Annotated in this window: 25 protein-coding genes and 2 pseudogenes; 16 read left to right on the top strand and 11 right to left on the bottom strand. The window is 63.0% G+C overall.

Translation table 11 applies throughout. The features are described from left to right. Window positions 1–57: 57 nt before the first annotated feature. The 3 genes from FJ490_RS31125 to FJ490_RS31115 form a co-directional block, all read right to left on the bottom strand. The gene (locus FJ490_RS31125) at window positions 58–1,335 is read right to left on the bottom strand and encodes a TRAP transporter large permease subunit (protein WP_140500983.1); all 1,278 of its coding nucleotides are present in this window, start codon (window positions 1,333–1,335) and stop codon (window positions 58–60) included. Next, complete coding sequence (locus FJ490_RS31120; RefSeq protein ID WP_181165438.1) at window positions 1,332–1,877, bottom strand: TRAP transporter small permease; 546 nt, start codon at window positions 1,875–1,877, stop codon at window positions 1,332–1,334. The genes FJ490_RS31125 and FJ490_RS31120 overlap by 4 nt, the downstream gene beginning before the upstream one ends. A 213-nt stretch (window positions 1,878–2,090) precedes the next feature. Beyond that, window positions 2,091–2,381: a DUF1330 domain-containing protein gene (locus FJ490_RS31115; protein ID WP_140500979.1), complete on the bottom strand. Its 291-nt coding sequence runs from the start codon at window positions 2,379–2,381 to the stop codon at window positions 2,091–2,093. A 211-nt stretch (window positions 2,382–2,592) separates the two neighbouring features. On the opposite strand from FJ490_RS31115, the gene FJ490_RS31110 reads away from it, so the two are divergent. The 5 genes from FJ490_RS31110 (at window position 2,593) to FJ490_RS31090 (ending at window position 7,643) form a co-directional block, all read left to right on the top strand. Then, window positions 2,593–3,402 carry an IclR family transcriptional regulator gene (locus tag FJ490_RS31110; protein ID WP_140500977.1) on the top strand — a complete coding sequence of 270 codons (810 nt, stop codon included), beginning with the start codon at window positions 2,593–2,595 and terminating at the stop codon, window positions 3,400–3,402. 960 nt (window positions 3,403–4,362) lie between these two features. Then, window positions 4,363–4,944: a DUF2796 domain-containing protein gene (locus tag FJ490_RS31105; RefSeq protein WP_140500972.1), complete on the top strand. Its 582-nt coding sequence runs from the start codon at window positions 4,363–4,365 to the stop codon at window positions 4,942–4,944. 1 nt (window position 4,945) lies between these two features. Then, complete coding sequence (locus tag FJ490_RS31100) at window positions 4,946–5,668, top strand: ATP-binding cassette domain-containing protein (protein WP_140500970.1); 723 nt, start codon at window positions 4,946–4,948, stop codon at window positions 5,666–5,668. Further along, entirely contained in the window at window positions 5,665–6,921 is a 1,257-nt protein-coding gene (locus tag FJ490_RS31095; RefSeq protein ID WP_210239486.1) for an FtsX-like permease family protein, read from the top strand. Before FJ490_RS31100 ends, FJ490_RS31095 begins: the two co-directional genes overlap by 4 nt. After that, window positions 6,918–7,643 (top strand): DUF3299 domain-containing protein, encoded by a 726-nt coding sequence (locus FJ490_RS31090; protein WP_140558626.1) that lies wholly within the window; start codon window positions 6,918–6,920, stop codon window positions 7,641–7,643. The genes FJ490_RS31095 and FJ490_RS31090 overlap by 4 nt, the downstream gene beginning before the upstream one ends. Before the next feature lie 74 nt (window positions 7,644–7,717). On the opposite strand, the gene FJ490_RS31085 is transcribed toward FJ490_RS31090, so the two are convergent. From FJ490_RS31085 to FJ490_RS31070, 4 genes are all read right to left on the bottom strand, one after another. Beyond that, complete coding sequence (locus FJ490_RS31085; RefSeq protein ID WP_181165437.1) at window positions 7,718–9,403, bottom strand: GspE/PulE family protein; 1,686 nt, start codon at window positions 9,401–9,403, stop codon at window positions 7,718–7,720. Window positions 9,404–9,852: 449 nt separating this feature from the next. After that, window positions 9,853–11,253, bottom strand: a complete 1,401-nt coding sequence (locus FJ490_RS31080; protein ID WP_140512860.1) for an NAD(P)(+) transhydrogenase (Re/Si-specific) subunit beta — start codon at window positions 11,251–11,253, stop codon at window positions 9,853–9,855. A 1-nt stretch (window position 11,254) separates the two neighbouring features. Beyond that, window positions 11,255–11,680, bottom strand: a complete 426-nt coding sequence (locus FJ490_RS31075) for an NAD(P) transhydrogenase subunit alpha (RefSeq protein WP_140512858.1) — start codon at window positions 11,678–11,680, stop codon at window positions 11,255–11,257. Next, window positions 11,680–13,011, bottom strand: a complete 1,332-nt coding sequence (locus FJ490_RS31070) for a Re/Si-specific NAD(P)(+) transhydrogenase subunit alpha (RefSeq protein WP_140736554.1) — start codon at window positions 13,009–13,011, stop codon at window positions 11,680–11,682. The genes FJ490_RS31075 and FJ490_RS31070 overlap by 1 nt, the downstream gene beginning before the upstream one ends. Before the next feature lie 168 nt (window positions 13,012–13,179). Here FJ490_RS31070 and FJ490_RS31065 point away from each other — a divergent pair, with 168 nt between their 5' ends. The 9 genes from FJ490_RS31065 (at window position 13,180) to FJ490_RS31025 (ending at window position 20,554) form a co-directional block, all read left to right on the top strand. Then, window positions 13,180–14,982, top strand: coding sequence for an IlvD/Edd family dehydratase (locus FJ490_RS31065; protein ID WP_140496487.1), 1,803 nt, complete (start codon window positions 13,180–13,182; stop codon window positions 14,980–14,982). A 192-nt stretch (window positions 14,983–15,174) separates the two neighbouring features. Next, window positions 15,175–16,209 carry a PilN domain-containing protein gene (locus tag FJ490_RS31060; RefSeq protein WP_140670962.1) on the top strand — a complete coding sequence of 345 codons (1,035 nt, stop codon included), beginning with the start codon at window positions 15,175–15,177 and terminating at the stop codon, window positions 16,207–16,209. Next, entirely contained in the window at window positions 16,206–16,814 is a 609-nt protein-coding gene (locus tag FJ490_RS31055; protein WP_140496491.1) for a GspMb/PilO family protein, read from the top strand. The genes FJ490_RS31060 and FJ490_RS31055 overlap by 4 nt, the downstream gene beginning before the upstream one ends. Beyond that, window positions 16,811–17,302, top strand: a complete 492-nt coding sequence (locus tag FJ490_RS31050; protein WP_140496494.1) for a hypothetical protein — start codon at window positions 16,811–16,813, stop codon at window positions 17,300–17,302. Before FJ490_RS31055 ends, FJ490_RS31050 begins: the two co-directional genes overlap by 4 nt. Window positions 17,303–17,312: 10 nt before the next feature. Then, window positions 17,313–18,632: a type II secretion system F family protein gene (locus tag FJ490_RS31045; protein ID WP_181165436.1), complete on the top strand. Its 1,320-nt coding sequence runs from the start codon at window positions 17,313–17,315 to the stop codon at window positions 18,630–18,632. Window positions 18,633–18,644: 12 nt separating this feature from the next. Continuing rightward, on the top strand, window positions 18,645–19,085 hold the full coding sequence (gene gspG / locus FJ490_RS31040) for a type II secretion system major pseudopilin GspG (RefSeq protein WP_140496499.1): 441 nt from the start codon (window positions 18,645–18,647) through the stop codon (window positions 19,083–19,085). Window positions 19,086–19,122: 37 nt separating this feature from the next. Continuing rightward, window positions 19,123–19,542: a hypothetical protein gene (locus FJ490_RS31035; protein WP_140496501.1), complete on the top strand. Its 420-nt coding sequence runs from the start codon at window positions 19,123–19,125 to the stop codon at window positions 19,540–19,542. Beyond that, window positions 19,539–19,907, top strand: a complete 369-nt coding sequence (locus FJ490_RS31030; RefSeq protein ID WP_140496503.1) for a prepilin-type N-terminal cleavage/methylation domain-containing protein — start codon at window positions 19,539–19,541, stop codon at window positions 19,905–19,907. The genes FJ490_RS31035 and FJ490_RS31030 overlap by 4 nt, the downstream gene beginning before the upstream one ends. After that, the gene (locus FJ490_RS31025) at window positions 19,904–20,554 is read left to right on the top strand and encodes a prepilin-type N-terminal cleavage/methylation domain-containing protein (protein WP_140496507.1); all 651 of its coding nucleotides are present in this window, start codon (window positions 19,904–19,906) and stop codon (window positions 20,552–20,554) included. Before FJ490_RS31030 ends, FJ490_RS31025 begins: the two co-directional genes overlap by 4 nt. Before the next feature lie 136 nt (window positions 20,555–20,690). Here FJ490_RS31025 and FJ490_RS33425 read toward each other — a convergent pair. Further along, window positions 20,691–21,025: pseudogene (locus FJ490_RS33425) on the bottom strand (DDE-type integrase/transposase/recombinase); the annotation flags it as partial. A gap of 368 nt (window positions 21,026–21,393) precedes the next feature. Between FJ490_RS33425 and FJ490_RS31015 the strand changes: the two are divergent. Then, window positions 21,394–23,133, top strand: coding sequence for an FAD-dependent oxidoreductase (locus tag FJ490_RS31015; RefSeq protein ID WP_140557692.1), 1,740 nt, complete (start codon window positions 21,394–21,396; stop codon window positions 23,131–23,133). Between the two features lie 121 nt (window positions 23,134–23,254). Here the strand turns inward: FJ490_RS31015 and FJ490_RS31010 are convergent. From FJ490_RS31010 to FJ490_RS31000, 3 genes and pseudogenes are all read right to left on the bottom strand, one after another. Then, window positions 23,255–23,960: pseudogene (locus tag FJ490_RS31010) on the bottom strand (aldehyde dehydrogenase family protein); the annotation flags it as partial. Between the two features lie 14 nt (window positions 23,961–23,974). Further along, window positions 23,975–24,145: an iron-containing alcohol dehydrogenase gene (locus FJ490_RS31005; protein WP_140557690.1), complete on the bottom strand. Its 171-nt coding sequence runs from the start codon at window positions 24,143–24,145 to the stop codon at window positions 23,975–23,977. 100 nt (window positions 24,146–24,245) lie between these two features. Beyond that, window positions 24,246–25,172 (bottom strand): LysR family transcriptional regulator, encoded by a 927-nt coding sequence (locus FJ490_RS31000; RefSeq protein ID WP_140496511.1) that lies wholly within the window; start codon window positions 25,170–25,172, stop codon window positions 24,246–24,248. Between the two features lie 96 nt (window positions 25,173–25,268). Between FJ490_RS31000 and FJ490_RS33420 the strand changes: the two genes are divergently transcribed. Next, complete coding sequence (locus FJ490_RS33420; RefSeq protein ID WP_246676728.1) at window positions 25,269–25,784, top strand: hypothetical protein; 516 nt, start codon at window positions 25,269–25,271, stop codon at window positions 25,782–25,784. Window positions 25,785–25,843 lie beyond the last annotated feature (59 nt).

The raw sequence follows: 25,843 nt of genomic DNA, 5'->3' as shown, positions 1-25,843 counted from the left end.
CATGGGCGGCAAAGCCATCGTCGAATGTTCAGCCTAACTCCTCCACGGTTGGGATTCTCAATGGAACCAGCCCGCTGGCACGGTCACCAATGCCGGGAACAGAACCAGCAGCACGATGAGGACCATCTCGGCCAGAAGGAAAGGCCACACACCTCTCAGGGCCGACCCCATTGAAACTTTGCTGATTCCGCACACCGTGTTGAGGACAGTTCCGACAGGGGGCGTAATCATGCCGACCGCGGCGGTCATGATGAACATGACCCCAAAATAGATCGGGTCGATCCCGGCCGCCGTTACGAGCGGCATGAGGATGGGTACCAGTATGGTGATCGAAGGTGCGAAATCGAGCACCATGCCGATGACAAAGATCGCCAGAACGATCATGGCCATCAGCAGGATCGGCATATCGATGAAAGGACTGAGGAGAGTAACGAGCTGGGCGGGCAGACTGGCGATCGTCATCATGAAGCCGGTGACCACGGAGGCTGCCACCAGCAGCATGATTACTGCCGTCATTCGACCGGCGTCGAGCAGCGCGTCAAAGAGCAGCCGCGGCGTCAGCTCCCGATAAACAACCAGCCCCACGAACAGTGCATAGAAGGCTGCAACGACGCCGGCCTCCGTGGGGGTGAAGATGCCGAACCGCAGTCCGACCAGGATAATCACCGGCAGCATCAACGCCCAACCGGCGGTCAGAATGGCTTTCGGGATGTCCCTGCGCGGGAGTTTGGGCTGGACCGCCGACGTTTCCTTTCTGGAGACGATCCACCAAGTCACCACTAGGCTCAGCCCCATCAGGATCCCTGGCACGATTCCGGCGAGGAATAAGCCGACGATGGAAATGTTTGCGGTGACGCCCAGGATGATGAATCCGACAGAGGGCGGGATCACGGGGGCAATGATGCCCGTCGCCGCCATCAAGCCCGAGGCGCGACTCATGCTGTAGCCCGCATCGCGCATAAGAGGGATCAGCATGACGGCAAGCGTCGCCGTATCCGCGATTGCCGATCCGGAGAGGCTGGCCATCAGCAAGCCCGTGCCGATGACCACGTAACCGAGGCCGCCACGTATGTGACCGAAGAGCGCCAGGGCCACGTTCACGATGCGGCGGGAGAGGCCGCCGGCGTTCATGAGCTCGCCGGCAATGAGAAAGAACGGGATCGCCATCAGCGGATAGCTGTCAGCGCCATTGACCAGCCTCTGCGCCAGAATCTGTGCATCCAGATTTCCCATCAGCATCATCATCGCGACGCCCGACAGCATCAGGGCGAAGGCGATTGGAATCCCGATGCCCATTGCACCGAGGAGTGAACCTATGAAGACCAAGCCGCTCACGGTGTTTTCTCCGAAACTAGCGCGGGGGACACGGCCGGTGGCGGCACATCGATCTCTGCTCCCGACCACGGGGCGGGCAGGATGCCGCGCAGCGAGCGCCACAGATCAAGAAGGAGGATCAGAGCCATCATGATGGCAGCGGTAATACCCGCGGCGTAGATGGCCCCGACGGGAATTCCCGACAGTGCTTGGACGTTGCCCCATTCGATCACGGTGAGTGACCAGCTGCCTTGTGCCAGGAGCCAGCAGCACCAAAGCATCAAGCCATACGAAACAAGAAAGCAGACGAAGCGCGCCCTGCGAGGCAACCGGACCACCAATGAGTCGACGCCGAGATGCGCGCCCTTGGCTAGGGCCACCACGGATCCCATAAAGATGATCCAGACGAGGACCACACGGGAGACTTCAACGGCAAACGGAATGCCTGAGCTGAAGCCGTAGCGTAGCACGACATTTGTAAAGATTAGGATGCTGATGACGGCCATGCCGACGACGACGAAGACGTCAAAAGCCTTGAAAAGCCACTGTAACGGCGTGGTCATAACTGCTCCCAAAAGGTTGTGCGCGCATGCATCGATCCTTGCGGCACTCTGACGAGAATCCGCAGACCGTGAGCAGGGAGCCTCCAGCATGCTGATGGGGTAGAAACACCCAATCGCGTGATGAAGGCCTGTCCTGCTCATCCGGTCGAACAGCGCAGGGGTAAAGCCAACGATCCCTCCAACCAGTAGGAGGTCCCGGGCGAGCTTCCGGTGTCAGACACCTTCCACCACGGCCAGATGTGCCTTGGCATGCTTCTCGCGGGCCTTGATCGCCGTCTGATACTCTGGAGAGTTGTAGCAGGCGAGAGCGGTCTCGTAGTCCCTGAACTCGATGACCGCCAGGCGGTTCGCGTGAGGGCCCTCCATGACCTGGCTCGTTCCCGCGCGAACGACGAAGGACGCCCCGTATTTGTCGAATGCTGCCTTGTTCAAGGCAATGTATTCTTTATAGCCCTCATGGTCCGCGATATCGACCATTGCAACCCAGTATCCTTTTTTGGTCATCTGCTTCCTCTCCCACAGAAATTCCCATACCCTCTCGCGGAAGATACGGACGTCCCGATGCATTCAAATTCGCCACAAGTGCGTTTGCCGTTGATCCTCCTCGATCACACGGCTAGAACCGAAACTACGACGCTGACTACAATATGGACAGCTTGTCCAAAAGCGTGTAGTACCACCATGTTTCGTTGTCAAGCTTGCAAGGAGATGCGCCATGGGCCTAAGTGAGCTCCAGGACGAAGCCGATGAGAGAGCTTCTACTCACGTGCAGGGAGCGGCCTCGTTCTCGAAGTTCATCACGGTGCTGCAGATCATCGCGGATGCCCCTGGAACCTTGGACATTGCCCAACTGACAAAGTGCGCGCCATTTCCCCGGGGGACGGTCTACCGTCTCGTTTCGGCGCTCACGGCGGAGGGACTCATCACACAGTCGGGAGAGGGTGGAACGTTCCGCTTGGGGCCGCGCCTCCTCCAGCTTGCTGCCAAGACCTGGGAGGACTCCGACTTGCGGACGATCGCCAGGGATTTTCTGGTTTCGCTCCGCGACGCAACCGATGAGGCGGTTCACCTTGCGGTGCCCAGCAACAACCGGATGGTCTACATAGACAAGTTGGTGGGCTCCAGCAGGGTTCAGATGAAAACCAGCATTGGCGGCCAGGTTGAACTTCACTCGACATCCGTGGGTAAGGCGTGGCTGTCTGGTCTGCCAGACCAGCGGCTGTTGGAAGTCATCAAGAGCCTGGATCTGAGACGCCATACCGCCAAGACGTTCACGACACCCGAAGCGCTGTTCGATGAGTTGAAGCGGACGCGCGAGCAAGGGTTCGCGTTCGATGACGAGGAGAACGAACCGGATATCCGCTGTCTCGGCAGCCCGATCTTCAATCGTTCGGGGGAACCGATCGGAGCGGTCAGCATCAGCATGCCGGTGTACCGGCACGACGCTCGGCGCCACGAGCTCTGCGCAAGGCTGGTGCGTCAAACGGCGAAACAGATCAGTGGCGAATTGTCCAGGATGGTGTAGCGCCGGGCGCGCCACCGCGTCCATCGCCACCATCGACGTACCGCTTTAACGGCATCGCTATCATTCGACGCTGAGGAAGATGGCTGATCCAACAGCACCGAAACAGCCTTGGGGGCCGTTCAAGCCAGGTCAGTCCGGAACCCGGCAGGCAGGCCCGAAGGGGCCCACAACAAGCTCGTTGAAGCATGCCTCGAAGACATGCTCGCGGATTGGGAGGCCAACGTGCCAGCAGCCATTGGCAAGAAGCGAGAGAAAAAGCCAGACGCACACCTCGAAATCGCCGCTTCGATCCTGCCGCGAGACTTGCCGCACCAGATCGACAAGCGGCAGCCCTTCGTCAATGCCTTCGCCCACCGCTACAACCGTCACAGGGCACACGACGCTCTCGACGAATCAACTAAGCCGAGTATCTCAAGACCTTCAGCGGCGCGCCCCGCAGGCCTCCTCACATGTCTTGAACCAGGACATCCTCCAGGATGACACCAAGCGAACTCACTGTGCCGGAATGGCTGCGACGATCTCAGGCGATAGCCTGGGTGACATTGCTTGGCATGCTCTTCCATATCGCATTTGCTTTCGGACACATCGATGGCCCGACGCATAGAAACGGCTTGCTCTTATCCAGCTTCGAGCGGTCGCTCGCAGGATCCGGAGAAGGGCCCGCGTCGGGGCACCACGACGACAAGTCCCAGGGCCGTTGTGACATATGCATCATCGGCTCCATGGGAGCCGCACTGCCGGCGCCTGCGGCAGTTCATGTCCTTTCCGAGCTCACCTTCTACGCGATCGACTGGGTCGCGACTGCGGCGCGCCCGGACACCAGAGAACTCTCTTCACACTACGACATCCGCGGCCCTTCGCGAGCTTGAATGGATGGCTGAACTGCCGCTTCTCGCGGTCGCGCAACGCGCCGACACTTGTTATGGCGGCTAATGACCATATCGATCTGGAGAGACAGAGATGGGATTGCATCACCACACCGGGACGTTGTTTGCCGCTGGCATGTTTATTGTTATTTCGACGGCGCACGCAGAAGAAGATCGTCGAGAGCTTGGACCACATGTTCATGGACACGGGACATTGGCGATCGCTTTCGAGGCCAACAATGTTGAGATGGAGCTCGCTGCCCCTGGCATGGATATTGTCGGGTTTGAGCACGAAGCTGAAACCGCGGAGCAGAAGAGCGCCGTCGAGACCGCGCTCGCCGACCTTAAGGAACCCTTGAAGCTCTTCGCGATGCCCGACTCCGCAGGGTGCACCGTCACCTCCGCCGACGTCAAAGTCGTCGCGGAAGAACATGAGGACCACCCTGCTACCGCGGAGGCTGGTGAGGCCGCGGGTTCTGAAGAGCACGGGACCCATCACACCGAGTTCCGAGCAACTTATGCTCTCGCCTGCGCGGATACTGCCCAGGCCGCGTGGCTCGACTTCCCCTTCTTCGATCGCTTCGCCGGATCCTGGAAACTCGGCGTGACGGTCGTCGATGCCAATGGACAGACCGCTTTCGAGGTGTCCCGCGAGGCGCGCTATCTGGAGAGATGAGATGAACGCGGACGCCGCGACGGACGCCGTGCGCTTGCACGGCGTCGAATACAGGTGGAACGCGCGAGACCCGTTTTGCCTCTCAATCGGCGAGTTCGAAGTTTCCCGCGGTGAGCGTCTTCTGCTGCTTGGCGCATCCGGTAGCGGAAAATCGACGCTCCTCAGCTTGCTGACAGGCATCGCGTTGGCGCAAGCTGGGCGCTTGGAAGTCCTCGGGCAACGGCTTGACGAATTGAGCGGCAGCGGGCGCGATCGGTTTCGGGCGGAACATTTTGGCATCATCTTTCAGATGTTCAATCTTCTTCCCTACGGCGCCGTCATCGACAATGTGCTGTTACCGCTCAGCTTCGCGCCGGAACGTCGCGCCCGCGCAACGGCCGCGGGAGGCGCGGAGAGCGAAGCCCGGCGCCTCTTGTCGGCCCTGGGACTTCCGGCGGATATCGGGCAGCAGACGGCGGCCACCCTGAGCGTCGGTCAGCAGCAACGCGTCGCGACGGCGCGGGCGCTCATCGGCTCCCCCGATATTGTTGTCGCCGACGAGCCTACATCGGCTCTCGACGACGATCGGCAGCAGGATTTTCTCGACCTGCTGTTCGGCCAGATCGAGGCCACAAAGGCAACTCTGATCATGGTCAGTCACGACCGCCGCTTGGCGCAGCATTTCACGCGGGCGATCCAGCTCAACGACATCCTTACAACGTCGAAAAGCCGAGCCCGGGCATGATTGTCGCACGTCTCACTCTGCAATCGCTGCGCAACCGCTGGATCACGGTGTTGCTGACGATCCTTTCGATCTCCGTCAGCGTCATGCTTCTGCTCGGTGTCGAGAAGGTGCGCAGTGGCGCGCGAGACAGCTTTGCCGGGACCGTGTCTGGTGCGGATCTGGTCATTGGCGCCCGATCGGGTGCCATGCAGCTCCTTCTCTACTCGGTGTTCCGCATTGGCAACGCGACCAACAATGTCACCTGGCGCAGCTACGAAGACATCGTTTCGCGCCCGCAGGTAGCCTGGGCAATTCCGCTTTCACTTGGCGACAGCCATCGCGGCTTTCGCGTCATCGGGACGACTCCGGATTACTTCGAGCACTTCCAATATCGCGGCGGCCAGGCCTTGACGTTTGCCGCAGGCGCACCCTTTGACGACCTGTTCGATGTCGTCCTCGGCTCGGATGTTGCGAGCCGGCTTGGCTATTCCATCGGCGACAAGATCACTGTCGCGCACGGTGCGGGCTCCCTTGGGCCGCAGCATGACGACCTCCCGTTTCGCGTGTCCGGCATACTGGCACGTACCGGCACGCCGGTGGACAAATCCCTCCATGTCAGTCTCAAGGCTATCGAGGCCATTCATGTCGACTGGCGGTCCGGTTCACGGATCCCGGGACAAGTTACACCGGCCGACCGTCTGCGGCAGATGACCATTGCTCCGAAGGCGGTAACCGCCGCGATCATCGGCTTGAAGTCGCGCCTGCAAGTCATCGGGTTCCAGCGCGGCGTGAACGAGTACAGGGCCGAGCCTCTTTCGGCTGTGCTGCCGGGGGTCGCCTTGCAGGAGATGTGGGGACTGGTCGCCACCGCCGAGACCGCATTGCTTGGCGTCTCCGCGATGGTCGTGGTGACCTCGATGCTCGGCTTGTCGGCAATGATCCTGTCGACGCTCAACGAGCGACGGCGTGAGATCGCGATATTGCGCTCGCTGGGGGCAAAGCCCGGCACGGTTGCAGGACTTCTTGTCGGAGAGGCGACACTGCTGACAGTAGCGGGAATCGCAATAGGAACGGCGGCACTTTATGCGGTCCTGGTGGTGGCCCGCCCGCTTGTTGACAGACAGTTCGGCATCGATATCGGCATTCAGCCCCCATCCGCAACCGATGCCCTGTTGTTATTGGCAATATTGATCGGCGGGATGGCCGCCGGGTTCCTGCCGGCCTGTCGCGCCTACAGGATGTCACTCGCAGATGGCATGATGGTGAGAACATGAAGACTTCCGGATTCCTCGGCAACGCGAGGTCGATGTTGCGCTGCATCGCTCTCATCCTGGCCGTTTTGGGCGCGGGCTGCGGCGCGGCATTCAGCGAGGCCGCAACCCAGCTGAAATGGGAGATGCTGATCCCGCCGACAGAACCGCTGGCAAATTTCCCGGACGAACTTCCTTTTGAGCAGCAGGAGGCCCTGAGAAATGTCCTATACTGGAAAGGTCACCCGTCGGGCGAGTTGAGCGAAGAGTTTGCCCTTCAGCGCGACGAAGCCAAAAAAAGGGTCGACGCCGACAGGGAGAAACTTGCAAAGCAAGGCGTCGATCTTGATGCGCTTTACGAACGATACGTCGCCTGGGCTACGGAGATCGAGAGGCGTGGAACCCTCACCGAGAAGAAGTTGGACGGGGCGCAGGTAGCCATCGCCGGCTATCTGCTGCCCCTGGATTTTAACCCGGACGGTACGACGGAGTTCCTGCTGGTCCCCTATTTCGGTGCGTGCATCCATGAGCCGCCACCGCCGCCGAACCAGGTGATCTACTTGAAATCCACCGCTCCGTACGCGCCTGCGGCCCTGTTCGAGGGCGTGATGATAACCGGCACGATGCGCGTGCAGTCCGAAAGGAAAGACCTCTCCTTTGTGGACGGTTCAAGCGAAGTTGCTTCGGGCTACGTCCTGGAGAGCGAAAGCATCGAGCCCTATCAAGGCGAAGGTGGCGGGCAATAGTGGCCAGTCCTGCGGAGGCGATGCCAACCGCCAGTCCGCGGGTCAGAGGCAGGCACGGACGTGGATGGATGCGCTCAGCGAAACCCGGTGACCCTGAGCACCTCCGCCGGCGAGGTGAGACCTTGCCCTGCCTTCCTGGCACCGTCATGCGCCATCGTGCTCATGCCCCGCTCCAGCGCGAGCGCTTCGATCCTGGAGTGGTCTGCTCCTTGTGAAGCGAGCTCGATGATAGCCTCCTCGAGGACCAGGATCTCGAACACGGCGATGCGGCCTCGATACCCGGTGCCGTTGCAACGGCCGCAGCCCACTGCGCTGAACACTTTCTGGCCCTGGGAGAACCCGACGGCCTGGTAACGCGAGTCGGAGGAGAAAGTCTCGGCCGGAAGAATTCCTTCCTGCTTGCAGTGATCGCAGAGCCGCCGCAACAGGCGCTGGGAGATGATGCCGCGTACGGCGCCGACCAGCAGATAGGTCTCGACACCCAGGTCGCGCATACGGGTGAAGGCCGCCGCCGCGGTGTTCGCGTGGACCGTGGTGAGAACGAGGTGTCCGGTGAGCGCTGCCTGGACGGCGGCCCGTGCCGTCTCGCCGTCGCGTATCTCGCCGACCAGGATCACGTCGGGGTCCTGTCGCACGAACGTCCGGATCGCGGATGAGAAGGTGATGCCGATCGCCGAGTTGATCTGCGACTGCACGATGCCGGGGATCTGGTACTCGACGGGATCCTCGATGGTCACGATCTTGCGGCCCGGATCGTTTAGCTTCGAGAGCGCGGCGGCGAGCGTCGTCGTCTTGCCGCTGCCGGTCGGGCCGGCGACGGCGATCATTCCGTGGGTGTGCTCAAGGAGCCGGTTCAGCGTCTGCCGTTCCTGGTCATCCAGGCCCACGCCCGCGAAATCGAGCAGGACGCTGTCGCGGTGCAGGATGCGCATGACGACGGTCTCGCCATGGATGGAGGAGAGGGTGGCAACGCGCAGTTCGACTTCGCGGTCACCGATGGGAAGGCGCATCGCACCATCCTGAGGCTTGCGGCGCTCGGTGATGTCGAGGCCGGCGAGAACCTTGATTCGCGACACGATCGCATCGCCCATTTCGTGCGGCGGCGGAGGCATGATCCGCAAGACGCCGTCGATACGGAAACGCATCACGAGCCGTCCGCGCATCGGTTCGAGGTGGATGTCGGTTGCCCTCAGGTCGAGCGCGCGCCGGAAGATGTCGTCGACGACAACCACAACCGGCGCGCCGCTCGCGAGATCCCGCAGGCTTGCGATAGCCGCTTCGGAGGTTGCTCCTTCGCCGGTGGCCTGGGCAACGTCCTGGGTGCCGGAAAGACGTTCCAAGCAGGATTCCAGGTCGGGTGCGGGAACCACGCAGACCTCGACGTCACCGTCGAGAACGGATCGCAGCGCCTCTATCGGGTCTGCGTCTCCAGGGTGGAGAACCCCTATGACGGCGCTCCCGTCAGGCGCCGTGAGCGGCGCGATCCAGTTCTCCACAAGAAATCGGTTTGAGAGATTCTGCGCGACGGGCCTGTAGTCGGCGAGTTGGTGCCGGTCGAGAAGCCGCACGCCATAATAGGACGACAGGAAGCCTGCGAGGGCATCGGCGTCGACGATCTGCGCTTCGATCAGGCGGTGCAGGTCGGAGGCTCGCGAGGCCGTGCTCTCACCGAAAAGGCCCCGCGTAGCCTCGCGGCTCGCCAGTCCGGCACCGGCCATGGACGACAAGAGCGAGTGTAAGTCTGTAAGCTGTGGGTTCATTGAACGTACCTGTCGCACTTGACCCTTGAGCACAATGGACGCCGGCTTGCGCATGCCGAATCCGTCTGTCGGTTTAGTCCGCAGAGCGGTCTGCCTGACGTACGATTCCGGACCCGGCGGTTCCCCGGAAAGCTGCGCCAGACCAGAAGGCTGTGCGGTATGGGTGTCAAGAGCCCGTGCCCCTTCTACTCCCACCAGACGGTGAACCGGGTGCCACACGAGGTAGCGATTGAGAATCTTTCGCTACACCCACATATCGCCGCCAATATTGCGGAACCCCACTCGACCAAGGCAAGCGTCACGCCCGCCAGCAGCTGGTGGGAAATCGTCATGACCCATGCGACCGTGACGATCGTAGCCGAGGGCCGCAGACTGCGCCGCGTTGGAATGAGCAGGCTTGGAGTGGCTGGAGCCCTTCCCGCTTCATCGCCTTGCCGGGCGTATCAATCTCAGTGATCCATGGCCTTGACGATTTCCTCGGTCATCTTCTTGGCGTCGCCGAGCAGCATCATGGTGCCGTCCTTGTAGAACAGCGTGTTGTCGATGCCGGCATAGCCGGAGCCGAGCGAGCGCTTGACGAACAGGCAGGTGCGCGCCTTGTCGACGTCGAGGATCGGCATACCGTAAATAGGTGAGGACTTGTCATCCCGCGCGGACGGGTTGGTGACGTCGTTGGCGCCGATGACATAGGCGACGTCGGCCTGCGCGAATTCGGAATTGATGTCCTCGAGCTCGAACACTTCGTCGTAAGGCACGTTGGCTTCGGCCAAGAGCACGTTCATGTGGCCCGGCATGCGGCCGGCCACGGGGTGGATGGCGTATTTGACGTCGACGCCATTGGCCTTGAGCTTGTCGGCCATCTCGCGCAGTGCGTGCTGGGCCTGGGCGACGGCCATGCCGTAGCCAGGCACGATGATGACCTTCTGCGCGTTCATCATCAGATAGGCCGCATCGTCGGCCGAGCCCTGCTTGACCGTGCGCTCGATCCCATCATCAGCGCCCGCGGCTGCGGTCTCACCACCGAAGCCGCCGAGGATGACGGAGATGAAGGAGCGGTTCATGCCCTTGCACATGATGTAGGACAGGATGGCACCCGACGAGCCGACCAGGGCGCCGGTGATGATCAGCGCCAGATTGCCGAGCGTGAAGCCGAGTGCGGCCGCCGCCCAGCCCGAATAGGAGTTGAGCATCGACACCACCACCGGCATGTCGGCGCCGCCGATGGGGATGATGAGCAGCACGCCCAGCACCAGCGATGCGGCAACGATGAGCCAGAAGACGAGCTTCGATTCGGTGGTGACCAAGAGCACGATCAGCACGACCAAGGCGATGCCAAGCGCGATGTTGATGAAATGGCGGCCGCCGATCATGATCGGCTTGCCGGACATGCGCCCGTCAAGCTTCAGGAAGGCGATGACCGAGCCGGTGAAGGTGATGGCGCCGATGGCCACACCCAGGCTCATTTCGACCAGCGCCTGGGCGTGGATGTCGCCCGCCGTGCCGATGCCGAAGCTTTCCGGCGCATAGATGGCGGCGGCCGCCACCATGACGGCGGCAAGGCCGACGAGCGAGTGGAAGGCGGCGACCAGTTGCGGCATCGAGGTCATGGCGATGCGCCTGGCCGTGACGGCGCCGACGCCGCCGCCGATGGCAAGGCCGAGCACGATCAGGCCGAAGCGTCCAGCCGATGGCGTGGCCAGCGCCAGCGTGGTGGCGATGGCAATGCCCATGCCGATCATGCCGTAGAGATTGCCTTGCCGGCTGGTGGTCGGGTGCGACAGGCCGCGCAACGCCAGGATGAAGAGAATGCCGGAGACCAGATAGAGGAAGGAGGCGAGATTGACGGTCACGTCACTTGTCCTTCTTCTTGTACATTGCCAGCATGCGCTGGGTGACGAGGAAGCCGCCGAAGATGTTGACCGACACCAGCATCAGCGCGACGAAGCCGAAGCCCGCGGCGACGCCGGAGGCGGCGATGCCGACGGCAAGCAGCGCGCCGACGACGATGACCGAGGAGATGGCGTTGGTGACGGCCATCAGCGGCGTGTGCAGCGCAGGCGTCACCGACCAGACGACGTAATAGCCGACGAAGATCGCCAGCACGAAGATGGCCAGGCGGAAGACGAAGGGATCGATGGCGCCGCCCGACAGCGCGTGCGCGGCGTCACCGGCCGCCTCGGCGCCGCCGGGAGCATTTGCCAGGTTCTGCACCGCCAGCCGGACGGCAGCACTTGCCTGGTCGAGCTGGTCGAGGGCTTTCTGCAAGGTCTGGTCCATCACGCGGTCCCTTTCGGCTTGGGCGAGGGCGACTTTGGCGAGGGCGACTTGGGCGGCGGGGGCGACTTGGGCGGCGAGGGCTTGGATGCGGCAGCTTTCCTGGGCGCGGCTTTCTTGGGCGCCGAAGCATCAGCGACCATTGTGCTGGCCGGGATCGCCGGCGGTTCGATATATTGGCCCTTTGGCGGCTGCTGGTCGGCCTTGGCGAAGGCCGGATGGACGATCTTGCCGCCGTCGGTCAGCATGGTCGCCTTGACCAGGTCGTCATCGCGGTTGATGGCAAGCGTCTTCGTCGCCTTGTCGACCAGGGTCTCGAGGAAAGCAAAAAGGTTCCTGGCGTAGAGCAGCGAAGCGGAGGCCGCGACGCGGCCCGGCACGTTGAGATGGCCGACGATCTTGACGCCGTTGGCCGTCGTCACGACCTTGCCAGGCACAGCGCCCTCGACATTGCCGCCGCGCTCCACAGCAAGATCGACGATCACCGAACCAGGCTTCATCGAGGCGACCATGTCAGCCGACACCAGCCTCGGCGCCGGGCGGCCGGGGATCAGCGCCGTGGTGATGACGATGTCCTGCTTGGCGATGTGCTCGGCGGTCAGCGCCGCCTGCTTGGCCTGGTATTCCCTGGACATCTCCTTGGCGTAGCCGCCGGCGGTCTCGGCCGCCTTGAACTCTTCGTCCTCGACGGCGAGGAACTTTGCGCCAAGCGAGGCGACCTGTTCCTTGGCGGCGGGGCGCACATCGGTCGCGGTGACGACCGCGCCGAGCCGGCGCGCTGTGGCGATCGCCTGCAGGCCGGCAACGCCGACGCCCATGATGAACACCTTGGCGGCAGGAACAGTGCCGGCCGCCGTCATCATCATCGGCAGCGCCCGGTCATATTCGGCAGCGCCGTCGATCACCGCCTGGTAGCCGGCAAGGTTAGCCTGCGAGGACAAGACGTCCATCGACTGGGCGCGCGTGATGCGCGGCATGAATTCCATCGCAAAGGCCGTCAGCCCGGCCTTGGCCAGCGCCGCGACGGCGGCATCGTTGCCATACGGATCCATGATGGCGATGACCGCAGCGCCTGACTTGTAGCTTTTCAGCTCCGCATCAGTCGGCCGGCGCACCTTCAGAATCACATCCGCACGGGCCGCATCGGATGCGGAACCAATGGTGGCACCGGCCTTCGCGTAGTCTTCGTCGGCGATGCGGGACAGTGTGCCCGCTCCGCTCTCAACCACCACGTCGAAGCCAAGGGCGGCTATGCGCTTCACCGTATCGGGCGACGCCGCGACACGGGGTTCGCCCGAGCCGCCCTCGGCGGGAATGAAGATGATCTGGCTCACGCTTGGCTACCCCTCCCCGGCACGCGGCGCATCTGCGCGCCTGCCGTATCGTTCACATCTTACTACAATCCACAAAATGGGCAATTTGTCCACATATCTGATTGAGGGTACTTGTCCGCCAGTTGCCGATGCCATATCGATGGCCAAACGGCGGTTCTGGAGGTGTAAATGTCCAAGATCAATGGTGCGAAGCGGCTACGCTCGCGCGAGTGGTTCGACAATCCGGACAATCCCGGCATGACGGCGCTCTACCTCGAACGCTATCTGAACTATGGGCTGACCCGCGAAGAACTGCAGTCCGGAAAGCCGCTTATCGGCATCGCCCAGACGGGCTCGGACCTGTCACCTTGCAACCGGCATCATATCGAGCTCGCCAAGCGCGTGCGCGACGGCATTGTGGCCGCCGGCGGGGTGCCGTTGGAATTCCCGGTCCACCCGATCCAGGAGACAGGCAAGCGGCCCACCGCCGCGCTCGACCGCAACCTCGCCTATCTCGCTCTCGTCGAGTTGCTTTATGGCTATCCGCTGGATGGCGTCGTGCTGACCATCGGCTGCGACAAGACCACCCCGGCGCTGCTGATGGCCGCGGCCACCGTCAACATTCCGGCCATAGCGCTGTCCGTCGGCCCGATGCTGAACGGCTGGCACAAGGGCGAACGCACCGGCTCCGGCACGGTCGTGTGGAAGTCACGCGAAAGGCTGGCGGCAGGAGAGATCGACTACGACCAGTTCATGGACATCGTCGCTTCATCGGCGCCGTCCGTCGGCTACTGCAACACGATGGGCACGGCGACGACGATGAACTCGCTGGCCGAGGCGCTCGGCATGCAGTTGCCGGGCTCCGCCGCCATTCCAGCACCCTATCGCGAGCGCGGCCAGATCGCCTACCAAACCGGCAAGCGCATCGTCGACATGGTGCGCGAGGACTTGAAACCCTCCGACATCATGACGCGGCAAGCCTTCGAGAACGCCATCGTCGTCAATTCTGCCATCGGCGGCTCGACCAATGCGCCGATCCACCTCAACGCCATCGCGCGGCATCTCGGCGTGTCGCTGACCGTCGATGACTGGCAGAAGGTCGGTCACCACGTTCCGCTAATCGTAAATCTCCAGCCGGCCGGTGAATATCTCGGCGAGGACTATCATCATGCGGGCGGTGTGCCGGTCGTGGTGGCAGAGCTGATGAAGGCCGGCTTGCTGCCGCATCCTGGAGCCATGACCGTCAACGGCCGCACGATCGGCGACAATTGCGCCGCGGCAGAGAATCTCGACGGCAAGGTCATCCGTACCGTGGCCAATCCGCTCAGGAAGGATGCCGGCTTCATCAACCTGAAAGGCAATCTGTTCGATTCCGCAATCATGAAGACGTCGGTCATCTCGCCGGAGTTTCGCGACCGCTATCTGTCAAATCCGCGAGACCCCGATGCCTTCGAGGGCGTCGCCGTCGTCTTCGACGGTCCGGAAGACTACCACCGTCGCATTGAGGATCCGTCACTCGGCCTGAACGAGAATACCATCCTGTTCATGCGCGGAGCCGGCCCAGTCGGTTATCCGGGCGGCGCCGAAGTCGTGAACATGCAGCCGCCAGCCTACCTGCTGAAGGCGGGCATCCACTCGCTTCCCTGCATCGGCGATGGCCGTCAGTCCGGCACTTCCGGCTCTCCATCGATCCTCAACGCCTCGCCCGAGGCGGCCGTCGGTGGTGGCCTTGCGCTGCTGCGTACGGGTGACCGGGTACGCATCGACCTGCGCAAGGGGACCGCCGACATCCTCGTGTCGGACGACGAGATTAAGCGCCGTCGCGTCGACCTGCAAAACGAGGGCGGCTATGCATATCCGAAGCATCAGACACCCTGGCAGGAGATCCAGCGGTCAATGGTTGACCAGTTGTCCGAGGGAATGGTTCTGAAGCCGGCGGTGAAGTACCAGAACATCGCCGTCACCAGCGGCCTGCCGCGCGACAATCATTAGGACAGTTCCTACTTGGGCCTGCGTTCAAGATCGGTGCTCGATTGGCGAAGAACTGTGACTGATCTGGAATTAGGACCTGAAGATGCGCTATGATTTGTATTCACGCGGGCGACGGAACTCCGGATCCGGTGCCGGCTTCTGCTCTGGGGTTTGACCGGAATGGCTTATCCTTTCACCGCGGCGATCCGCGGCTTGGATGACTGGATCGCGGGACCGGCCTCCCTGCTGGATGAACTTGCGCGCGTCAAATCCAGCAGCCGCGTGGTCGCGCGGGTCGCGGACGATGGGAGCGCGTTTGAAATCGAGCCGGCGACCAGCCGAAAGCCGTCAGCACCCCTGTTGATACTGATTTCTCCAGACACGCAGGCGCCGGCCGCATTGCGCGCCGCGGTGAATGGAAAGGCGGTCCATCTCGGCATCCCGGCGAGCTGGGTGATCGCGCGCCGGATCGAACTGCCGATGGAGGCTGCCAGCCACGTCGAAGGCATCGTTACGTCGCGGATGGGCGCGCTTTCGCCATTGCCTGCTTCCGATATCTATTTCGGCCACAGGGTCCTCGGGATCAGCCGTGAGGCGCGGCAGATCACCGTCGCCGTCGCAATCGTTCCGAGGTCGCGTGTCGCTGCTGCCTTGGCCTGCCTGAATGTGGCCGAGGCCCGCCAGGTCGTGATCTCGGCGCCGTTTCCGGAAGGCGATGCCGTGGAAGTATTGACACAGCGGCAACGGGTCACCGGCACGCGTGGCCGGATAAAGTTTGTCCTTGCCGGAGTTCTGGGCGTAAGCCTAGTCGCTGCAGTCACGGCTCCGGCGGTGCGGCCGATGATCCAGAACAACTATGCCGAGCGCCGCGCCGCCGTCGAGATCCGGGCCGAGAAGGCGCGCCAGGCAATCGCGCTGGCGGCGACTCCGGACAAGGCTGAAACAGCGCCTGAGCAGGAGGCGCGGAATATCAAGGACGACGCGATAAGCGCGCTGGGAGCATTGGACGACCTGGCTCAGGTTTTGCCGACGCATTCCTATGCCATTGAGGTGTCCTTCGCCAATGGCCGCATGCGTCTCTCGGGCCGGACCAAGGACCTGCCCGAAGTACTGACCGCGCTGGAATCATCGGGTCGCTTCGAAGACAGCAAGCTGGTCGGATCGGCCCTGCGCGGCGAGGATGGCGTTACCTCGGAGTTCGAGGTCGATACCCGCCCGCTCATCCGCACGGGAGGTTCGCTGCGATGAGGACGACACCCCTGTGGCGCGACACGCGGCTTCAATCCCTGGTCGTCATGGCCCTGCTGGTCGTCGGAGCTCTTGTACTCGTCGCCGATACGCTGCTGTCCTGGCGCGCGGAGGCGGGCGCGCTGGCGCTCTATGAGGAACGTACCGCCTTGCTCGAAAGCAAGGCGTCCACTTCCCCGGTTCCCCAAGGCGCGAACCAGGCTCTGGATCCCGGCGAGGGCAAGATTCTTCTCGATGCGCAAACCAGTGGGCTCGTCTCGGCCGAATTCCAGAGTCTGCTCTCCAACCGCGTTGAACGCGTGGGTGCCGTTATCCGGCGCGTCGATGTTCCCACAGACGGTCAGGTCGCCGATATAGGCGATCCTCAGTTGGAGTCTTTGGAACGCATTCGTTTAACTGCCGATATCGAGGTTATGGAGCAATCGCTGCCCGATCTCATGTATGCCATCGAGGCAAGCTCGCCCGTCATGGTCGTTGATAGCTTCAGGCTTCGGTTGAACCGAAACGTCGATCTGGGGGGAAATCAGACCTCGGGTTCCATGGATCGGCCGCTGTCGCTGAACGTCATGCTGTCGGCCTTCCGGGAGAAGGGACCCCAGTCATGATGACCATGCTGGGCGCGACAATGATGCTCGCCGCCATCGCGGCCTCTTCGAGCCTGTCCTTCGGCGCAGAAAAGCTATCGGTCAGGGAACGCCAGGTGAGCGACTATGCGGCGCTTCGGGATCGGCCCCTGTTCTCGCCGGACCGGACTGCCCCGATCGCGTTCGGTGCCCCCGAGCCGGAACCTATTGTCGTGCAGCCCGAGCCGGAACCCGAGCCCCCGCCTGCCGCGGCGCCCGAGTGGCAATTGGTTGGCATCGTGCGGTCGGAAAGGCTCAACAGCGCGACCTTCACCACCCCGGCCGAAATGGCGGCCTTCACGCTGCGCACGGGGGAAAGCCGGGAAGGTTGGACCCTGAAGGAAGTCGGCCAGTTCGAAGTCAAGCTCGATGGAGCGGGAGGACGCGCCTCGCTGCGGTTTTCGGATGAGGCAAGCGGTGAACAAATGTTGCCACCGGAGGAGCCGGTGCCCACGCCTTCAGGGGGTTGATCCAAATGGAGTGGTTGCACATTCCGAGCCTCCGGCAGGGATTAATGGAGCGAGTTTCTTTCACAGACAGCTATCAGGAACGAACGTCTCCAGTAGAGGCGTACAGTTAGGAAATTTGGCCTCCATGGTCTCCACGGCATTCGCATACAAGGCTTTGAATGGCGAGGGTCGTCTCGAACTCGGGCGGATCGATGCGTCCGATTCCGACGATGCCGTCCAGAAGCTCGGGGCGCGCGGGCTGATCCCGGTAAGTGTCGAACCGAGGCAGTCTGCATCGCGCGCACCGCTGTTTTCGACCCGAATACCGGCGTCGCAGGTCACGCGGCTGCTCTCCGACCTGTCGATCATGCTGAATGCGGGGATCCGGATCGACGAAGCGCTGGCGATCATGGAAAAGGAATTCGACAGCGGCAGGCTTCAGCCCGTGGTTGCCGGCATTCGCACCGACCTGGCGTCGGGCACCTCGTTCTCCAGAGCGCTGGAAGCCTGGCCCGCTCTGTTCCCGGCGTTCCAGGTCGCCATGGTTCGTGTCGCGGAGACCTCCGGCAAGTTACCCACCCTCCTGTCGCGCATCGTGCAGGAGCGCCAGCATTTCGAGGCATTGCGGGCCAAAGTCAGCGAGGCGCTGCGGTATCCGGCAGTCCTGTTTGCCGGCACGATCTGCGTACTGGTCTTCTTCCTGGTGGGGGTCGTTCCTCAGTTCGAACCGATGCTCATGCAGAGCGGCAAGAAGGACACGCTGATGGTGGTGATGTTCGCGGTCTCGAATTTCCTGCGCGCTTATGGGCTGGTCCTTTTGCTTGCGGCTTCGATACTCGTATTGCTGGGGTTCGTGGCGGCGCGGCGGGGCCTTCTCTGGGCATGGCTTTGGGGTTTCGCCAAGAAACTTCCGCTTTTGTCGGAGATACCGGGGAGCTATCGGACGGGGCGCTTCGCCCGTCTCCTGGGCATCATGGTCGAGACTGGCGTGGCGGTTCCTGTGGCTTTCAAGCTCATCAGCGATACCGTCGACCACGGCGAGGCCGCGCGGGCACGCGCGCAGCAGGCGTCCGACGCGCTGAGGCAGGGGAATAGGCTTGGCCATGCGCTTGAGATTCTTCAGCTTCCCCCGCTGGCGGTGCGCATGTTGAGGCTCGGCGAGCAAAGTGGCGAACTCGCAGGGCTGGCCTATCGTGTCGCCGACTTCTATGAAGTGCGGCTGGAGCGTTCGCTGTCCCGTATCGTCGGGCTTGTCGGCCCTGCGGCAGTGGCAACCATCAGTATCTTGATCGGTGGTATGATCGTGTCGATCATGTCCACCCTCATGTCATTCAACGACATGGTCCGCTAGGAGGCTGTTTGCATGAGCGTTCATTTCGCAGTTGGTCCCAATCTCATGCAGCGCAAGCGTGCCCGGCGCCGCGAGGCAGGCTTTACGCTGATCGAGATGCTGGTCGTGCTGGCCATCATCGGCCTGATCTCGGCGCTCGTCGGTCCTCGTGTTCTCGCGCAGTTGTCCGACTCGCGCGTGCGTGCGGCGAAGCTTCAGATCGAGGCGTTTTCCAGCGCGCTCGACATCTTCTACATCGATGTCGGCCGTTATCCGGTGCAGGCAGAGGGGCTGGGAGCGCTGGTGCGCAAGCCCTCGACCATCCAGGTCTGGAACGGGCCATACGTTCGCGGCGAGACCGTTCCGCTCGATCCGTGGGGTCATGAATACAGATACGCAAGCGACGGAAAGACGTTCAACATCACCACCGACGGGCCCGGTGGGCGCGGCTCCAATGTGTCCGCCCAGCCCTAAGGGCAACAGCAACCGCAAAAGGACGCAACGCGGTGTCGTGCTGCTCGACGTGGTCGCGGCGCTTGCGATCGTCGCTCTCGCGGCCTTCGTGCTGATGCCGCGCCCGCGTTCCAGCATCGGGGCTGCCGAGCTTTCTGGCGAGGCGGTTCGCGTCAGCGGGGAGTTCCGCAAGGGCAGAGCGAAGGCGCTGACCACGGGCAGCGTCGCCGACGTGAGGGTCGATCCGGGAAACAAACGCATCCAGGTGGATGGCGCCAATCCGATCTCGATCAGGGATGGGGTGGCCATGAACTGGGTCACGTCGGACCGGTGTCCCATACGAGGCGGAAGCAGAGCCTTGCGCTTCCTTGCCGACGGACGGTCGTGTGGGGGCGTCATGACACTGTCCGCCAGCGGCCGGGAGATCGAACTGCGCGTCGACTGGTTGACCGGCCGCGTGGAAATGAGGCCGAAATGACAGGACGGCGCAGACGCGGCTTCACGCTGATCGAGGTTCTGGCCTCGCTTGCCGTCGCCGTGCTGCTGATCGTTCCGATCGCGCGCATGATCACGGGCACCGCAGGTGCGTTCGCGGGTCTGGAACGATCGACCGAACGCCGTGTCGGCATGCAGGCTGCCATGGCGGCGGCGATGACCCTTAGCCCGTTGCGAACGGGCCGGCGCGTGATCGGAGGCTTCACGGTCATCGTGGAACCGTACCGCTTCGAACGCGGCACTGCCCTGGCTCGCGCCGGATGGCAGCTTTACTCCGTCACCGTTCGCAGCACCGACGGATCGGATGACGACGCGATGCAGACCGTGCGCCTCGGCAAGCGGCAATGACAAGGAAACGCAGCGCTCGGGCCGGCTTCACGCTGATCGAGGCATTGGCTTCGCTGGTGCTTGCGACGATGCTGTTTGGCGGGCTGGCACTCTACACCGGAACCTGGCTGCGCCAATGGCAGGGGATAATCGCCAGAGGCGGGCAGGAGGACACGGTGGCGGTGATTCTCGACCGGATGGTCGAGGATCTGGAGGCGGCGCAGCCCGGCTATTCCAACCCGGAGGGAGCCGCTGCGATCCGCTTCACCGGCCATGCCGACGAGGTCACCTTCGAGCGCCCGGCGCTCGGCTACGAGCCGCGTGCGGGACTTGATGACATCACCTATTCGATGGGTCGGGCCGGAGCCGACGAGGCCCTCATTCGTGCCCGCCGCGATCACAGGATGGGCGAGGGCGGGGAGGATCTTCCGCTGGTGCGAGGCGATCTGAAGCTTTCGTTCAGCTATGCCGGGCCGGACGGCGCGCTCAGCCCCGAATGGACAAGCACCAACCGCATGCCGTCACTCGTCCGTATCGAGATATCCGGCAGTTCTCCGCGTCCCTGGCGGCAATGGGCCTATGCGCGGTTACGCGTCGAGCTGCCCGCGCGTTGCGGCGCGGCCGAAGCGCTCGCGCCGTGTCTGCAGCGCTACGGCATCGGCTTCTGAACTCCGCAGGGCTGTACGATTGGCGCCGATAACAGGCTTGCAAAACAGCGTGGCATGCAGACGGCGCAAGGCTGCCGCTGGCTATCGACATTCGCGGGCTCTGTCGCAAATCGTTCTTTTGTTTTCGCGTCGCTGATCAGGCTGCCAGGATCTCGAACTGCTCGGCGATCGAGGGAGATGGATTGTAGGCAAACCTCGCCTGCTGTCTGCGCATCATGTGAACCATCTCCATGCCAGTGAGAATAACCTCGGCGGTCGCATTCACTTGAAGCCGAACATGGAGTGGATGCGGCGCTTGACGCGTCGATGGTTCTGTTCGATCCAATTATTGAGGTACTTGCTGTTGCGGATGTGAATCGGCTTCGGTGAACGTCGCGGGCGGTCCCGCAGACGGCTTTCAGCATCGCAGGAAATGACCGCCTCGCGGTTGGTTTGGCTGCCGTCGATGACAATGCGTTCCGGCCTGCCGTAACCCAGCGGCGACCGAAGGTCGTCTCGATTTCCTGCAATGCCTTGCTCGCCCGGTTGCGTCAACGCGACCTGCTGCGAGGCTTTGAGGAGCGAGCCATGCTCGCCCAGCGCGAGTAGGAGCCGCAACTGTTTCAGGTGGATCCTGGAAACGATCGAGTGGAGCGGTGGGGCCATGCCTGGGTTGAGTAAACGTTATACCGAGATCACATCTTCTCAGTTGTCGCGCGAGCGAATGCTGCAATACTCCGGCCGGCCAAGTCTCTGCGGCGATCACGATTAATGAGTTTCGCTGTTCAGGCCCAGATCCAAACAATCCCGAATGCGCTGGCCCGAATGCGCTGGTCTAAAAATATCAGGAGGAGAACGTAATGACAGTCAGCCGACGCTCATTGTTGAAGGCCGGCGCCGGAATCGCCGCCGCAGGGGTGGCCAGCAGCATATTGCAGCCGAGCATTGCCAATGCCGCGGACCCGCGCGTAGCCGATATCGTCGTTGTGGGTTGCGGCTCGGCGGGCCTCGGGGCCGCAGTCGCCGCCGCAGAGGCGGGCGCGTCGGTTATTGTCCTCGAGGCGCAACCGCACATCGGGGGACGTGGCATCGTCAGCTCAGGCAACATTCCCCTGGGAGGCGGAACCCCTGCCCAGATGGCGGCCGGCATCGCGGACTCGCCAGACCTCCTGTATCGCGACCTTACCGACTGGTCCATCGTCCAGGCGAACGGCTTTCCGAGCTACCGCTATAACGATCGCGAGCTGATCCGGGCATTTGCCGACGTCAACGTCGACCTTTACAACTTTCTGGTCCGCCATGGCGTCGTGTGGACGACATCCAGGCCCGACAATGTCGGCGGCAATGAGGTCGGCAACTCGGTGAACCGTATGATGCATACGGCGATCATGAACTACGTCTCGGTCCGGACCGGCTTGCCGGTAGCCGCGAGCCAACAGCGGACGACGTCTCAAGGGCCCGGCTTCATATATCCGCTGGAGGCCGCGGCAAAGGCGCGTGGCGTGAAGATCCTGCTGAATTACCGTTTGGAGTCACTGCTGCGGACGAAAGCGGGCGTGGTCGGGGTCGTAGCCTCCAATCAGGGCCGCCTCGTTAACATTCAGGCACGCAAGGGCGTAGTGATTGCGAGTGGCGGCGGAAACGGCAATGTGGAATACCGCCGACAGTTCGACCCACGGCTCACCGCGGAGTACTGCGGCGTCGCTGGCGAGCCCTATTCCTTCCAGGACGCCAGCGGCATACTCGCAGGGCTGAATGTCGGCGCGTCGCTCGCGGGCACGTACAACCAGACTGGAGAGTTCGGCACTAACATCACCAAGCCAACCGCCATCGGAACGCGGTACAACTACTCGTTCCTGCAGTGGGGGCCCAATAGCCCTGTCTTCCACCTTGCGAAAGCTTCGGGACTAGCCAACGTCAACAACCAGAACGTTATCCATGTAAACATGATCGGGAGGCGGTTCTACGACGAAACGGGAGGTCAATTCGGGACGAACAGCGCTGGCTCGGTCAACCCGTACACTCAGGGCAGCTACCTGAACGCCAAGAACATCACATACAACCCGCAAAACTGGATCAACGCCGCTCTGGCTGGAATCGGCGACGGCCACAACGGCGGTGGCCCGATCTGGGCCATCTTCGATGCAGATGCCGTGGCCCGCCAGAGATGGAATGTGGCGCCGCCCTTCGTCGATCCCGATGGATTCTTCTTCCAGGCAAACACGCTGGAGGAACTCGCACAGAAGATCGTCATGCCGCATCAGCGGGTTCCGATGCCGGCAAGCAACCTGGTCGAAACGGTGACGCGGTACAACAGCTTTGTTGACGCGGGTGCCGACGCCGACTTCGGCAAACCGACACCCCAATACAAGATCCAACGGGGCCCCTTCTATGCCGCCTGGTCGACGCCGGTGATCCACGACGCCCGGTCCGGCCTGCGCATCAACGGCTCAAGCCAGGTCCTCGACTATGCCTCTCAGGTGATTCCCGGCCTCTACGCCGCCGGCGAAGCTGCTGGCGGATTCAGTCAGCACGGGAACGGTCGAGCTCTCTCTCAGGGCATCATCGCAGGAAGGCACGCAGCCTCCAGTTCGTATTAGCAGGACTACAGCTCTCAACAATAGTCCCGCCAGGCCTCTCGGTCCGGCGGGACTACCTGTTCCTCGGACCCGAGGCCAGTGATTCCAGCACCGGCGGCATGAAGAACTTGGCCATGCGCGCGACACAGGCCTGCGCGATGCGCTGGCCGGTGGCCACCGGGCCGGTGAAGCTGATCGCGTTGACGCGTTTGTCGTCCAGCAGCACCTGGCCCACTTCGGAGCCGCGGCCCATCACCAGGTTGAACACCCCGCTGGCAGGCCCGCGCGGTGCAGGATGTCGGCGATGGCCCAGGCGCTGCCGTATACGAGATCGGCGGGCTTGAGCACCACGGCGTTGCCGCAGGCCAAGGCCGGGGCGATCTTCCAGGCGGGGATCGCGATGGGGAAGTTCCAGGGCGTGATCAGGCCCACGACGCCTACGGGCTCGCGGGTGACTTCCACGCCGACGCCGGGCGTACGGAAGGCACCACGTCGCCGCCGACACGCAGCGCTTCGCCGGCAAAGAACTTGAAGATGTTGCCGGCCCGTGCCACCTCGCCGATGGCCTCGGGCAGGGTCTTGCCTCCCTCGCGGGCGAGCAGGTCGCCCAGTTCGGCCTTGCGCGCCAGGATCCCGGCGCCGGCGGCGTCGAGGATGTCGAAGCGCTGCTGCGGGGTGGACAGGCCCCAGGCGGACTGGGCCTGGGTGGCTGCGGCGATGGCCTGCCTGGCTTGGGCCGCCTCGGCTTGCGCGAACTCGCCAATGACGTCGCGCGTGTCCGAGGGGTTGATGTTGCGCGAGACGCGAGGGCCTTCGACCCACTCGCCGCCGATCAGGTTGTTGAACATAGTGTGCTTGCTTCCTAAAGGCTGGCTTCGAGCATCGCTTCGTAACCGGTGTCGGATGCCACGCGCGGGTTGGTCAGGTGACTGTGGTCCTTCAAGGCGCCCGGACGATGTCGGGGAACATCGCGCGCCACGCCCAGTTGGGCCAAGCCCGTCGGCAAGCCGAGCCGCTCGGTCATGGCGCGCACGGACGGCCCCCCTCGGCCCCGCTGGCCAGGTCCATCGCCTTGCCCATGCGGCACCCTGGCGGATACAGCGCTGACCGGCGCGGTCGCGCCGACCTGATGCTCAGGACTGGCGATGGACCAATTCGTCGATCAGCAGTTTGGCGGCGGGCGGAACCCACGCCCCCTTGCGGGTGACGAGCTCATAGGCCTCGCTTCGCGACGCCAGGGCCAGCGGCAGGATGCGCGTCATCTGCCGGTGCGCGAAGAACTGCGCGACTTCGATCGACACCAGGGCCACGAAGGACGGGTTGGCCTGCAGCAGCGCCAGCGTCGCAAAAGCGGAGGTCGTCTCGAGCAGGTGCTGCGGGAACCGGATCCCGCAATCGCGGTATTCGCGTTCGAGCAAGAGCCGCATCGGCATGTTCGCGCGGTATACCACCCATCGGTATGGCGCCAGCTCCTGCAGGGTGAGCTTCTTCGCGTGCCGGAGCGGATGGCCGACGTTCGCGATCACCGCGAGCGTTTCATCCTGGAGCTTCACGCTGTCGTAGACCTGCGGCGCCTGGCTGATGGTCGTGCGGCAGATCGCCAGGTCGAGCCGGCCGGCTTCGAGCTGGGCCAGCAGGGCGGCGCTGGTGTCCTCGACGATCTCGACGGACAAGTCGGCCTGCCGCGCAACGAGCGCGGAGATGGCATCGGTGAGCAGCGGCACCGCGCCCATGATGACGCCGGCCGCCACCCGCCCGCCCTGGCCACGCATGATTCCGACGATCTCGTCGCGCAGGTGCGCGAGATCCGTCTGGATCAGGCGCGCATAGCGGATCACGCAATGGCCGACGGCATTGGGCTCCAGGCCCCGGTTGGTGCGAACGAACAGCGGCGTGCCGAAGGTCGTCTCGATTTCCTGCAATGCCTTGCTCGCGCCCGGTTGCGTCAACGCGACCTGCTGCGAGGCCTTCAGGAGCGAGCCGTGCTCGCCCAGCGCGACCAGGAGCCGCAGCTGTTTCAGGTGGAGCCTGGAAATGATCGAGTGGAGCGGTGGGGTCATGCCTGGATTGCGTAAATGTTATATCGAGATCATATCGACCGCAAGCATTTCAAATGAAGATCATTGGCGGTTTCGCCACCGAACAGCGGGACCCGCGTGGGGCCAACCCAGCCGCTGTACCAACAGCGCGTCGGCGAACCAGGACCCGCCAGTGCGTGGAAGGCCTCGGCGCTCGACGGCCGCGAAGGTGCCGATCGTCGTTCCGACAGTGCCGTGGGTCGCAGCAAGATGCGTAAGCTCGTCTGCCAAGTCGGCCGCCGTCTCGTCATCCCGGGCAAGCCCCAAGGCATCGAGAACTCCGACGACGCTCGCCTCGTCAGAAGATCCTCCGCGGGCCGAGTTGCCAGCCAGCGCCAAGCCAATTCGGCCGGCGGGACCGACGTCGTCTCCAGGTCGCGTCAGCAGAACGGCATCACGAAGTGCCGCTTCATCGTCTACACCCCCCATCTGCCGCGCCGTTACCGCCGCCGCAGAAAGTTTTTTGACGAAAACTGCTCGTTTTTCAACCTCTTCCGACCAAGGTTGACCACGTTTGATCAGCATATTCGGTCAAAAACCAGTCAAAATAATTCTAACCAAGCCAAAACGGTGGGAATTCGCCCACCAAGATGACAAACGATTGGGCTTGCTGGATGGATTCATGATATTTTGCGGCAGATCGCTCGCGTGAT

The organism is Mesorhizobium sp. B2-5-11, from assembly GCF_006440835.1.
Taxonomy (GTDB): domain Bacteria; phylum Pseudomonadota; class Alphaproteobacteria; order Rhizobiales; family Rhizobiaceae; genus Mesorhizobium.
Note: the sequence above shows the minus strand (reverse complement) of the source record. Positions and strands in the feature narration are given on the sequence as shown.

What these genes read in the sequence shown, in the direction of transcription:
- FJ490_RS31120 (WP_181165438.1), bottom strand. Translation starts at nt 1,877, where the DNA reads ATGACCACGCCGTTACAGTGGCTTTTCAAGGCTTTTGACGTCTTCGTC.
- FJ490_RS31115 (WP_140500979.1), bottom strand. Translation starts at nt 2,381, where the DNA reads ATGACCAAAAAAGGATACTGGGTTGCAATGGTCGATATCGCGGACCAT.
- FJ490_RS31110 (WP_140500977.1), top strand. Translation starts at nt 2,593, where the DNA reads ATGGGCCTAAGTGAGCTCCAGGACGAAGCCGATGAGAGAGCTTCTACT.
- FJ490_RS31105 (WP_140500972.1), top strand. Translation starts at nt 4,363, where the DNA reads ATGGGATTGCATCACCACACCGGGACGTTGTTTGCCGCTGGCATGTTT.
- FJ490_RS31100 (WP_140500970.1), top strand. Translation starts at nt 4,946, where the DNA reads ATGAACGCGGACGCCGCGACGGACGCCGTGCGCTTGCACGGCGTCGAA.
- FJ490_RS31095 (WP_210239486.1), top strand. Translation starts at nt 5,665, where the DNA reads ATGATTGTCGCACGTCTCACTCTGCAATCGCTGCGCAACCGCTGGATC.
- FJ490_RS31090 (WP_140558626.1), top strand. Translation starts at nt 6,918, where the DNA reads ATGAAGACTTCCGGATTCCTCGGCAACGCGAGGTCGATGTTGCGCTGC.
- FJ490_RS31085 (WP_181165437.1), bottom strand. Translation starts at nt 9,403, where the DNA reads ATGAACCCACAGCTTACAGACTTACACTCGCTCTTGTCGTCCATGGCC.
- FJ490_RS31075 (WP_140512858.1), bottom strand. Translation starts at nt 11,680, where the DNA reads ATGGACCAGACCTTGCAGAAAGCCCTCGACCAGCTCGACCAGGCAAGT.
- FJ490_RS31065 (WP_140496487.1), top strand. Translation starts at nt 13,180, where the DNA reads ATGTCCAAGATCAATGGTGCGAAGCGGCTACGCTCGCGCGAGTGGTTC.
- FJ490_RS31055 (WP_140496491.1), top strand. Translation starts at nt 16,206, where the DNA reads ATGAGGACGACACCCCTGTGGCGCGACACGCGGCTTCAATCCCTGGTC.
- FJ490_RS31050 (WP_140496494.1), top strand. Translation starts at nt 16,811, where the DNA reads ATGATGACCATGCTGGGCGCGACAATGATGCTCGCCGCCATCGCGGCC.
- gspG (WP_140496499.1), top strand. Translation starts at nt 18,645, where the DNA reads ATGAGCGTTCATTTCGCAGTTGGTCCCAATCTCATGCAGCGCAAGCGT.
- FJ490_RS31030 (WP_140496503.1), top strand. Translation starts at nt 19,539, where the DNA reads ATGACAGGACGGCGCAGACGCGGCTTCACGCTGATCGAGGTTCTGGCC.
- FJ490_RS31025 (WP_140496507.1), top strand. Translation starts at nt 19,904, where the DNA reads ATGACAAGGAAACGCAGCGCTCGGGCCGGCTTCACGCTGATCGAGGCA.
- FJ490_RS31015 (WP_140557692.1), top strand. Translation starts at nt 21,394, where the DNA reads ATGACAGTCAGCCGACGCTCATTGTTGAAGGCCGGCGCCGGAATCGCC.
- FJ490_RS31000 (WP_140496511.1), bottom strand. Translation starts at nt 25,172, where the DNA reads ATGACCCCACCGCTCCACTCGATCATTTCCAGGCTCCACCTGAAACAG.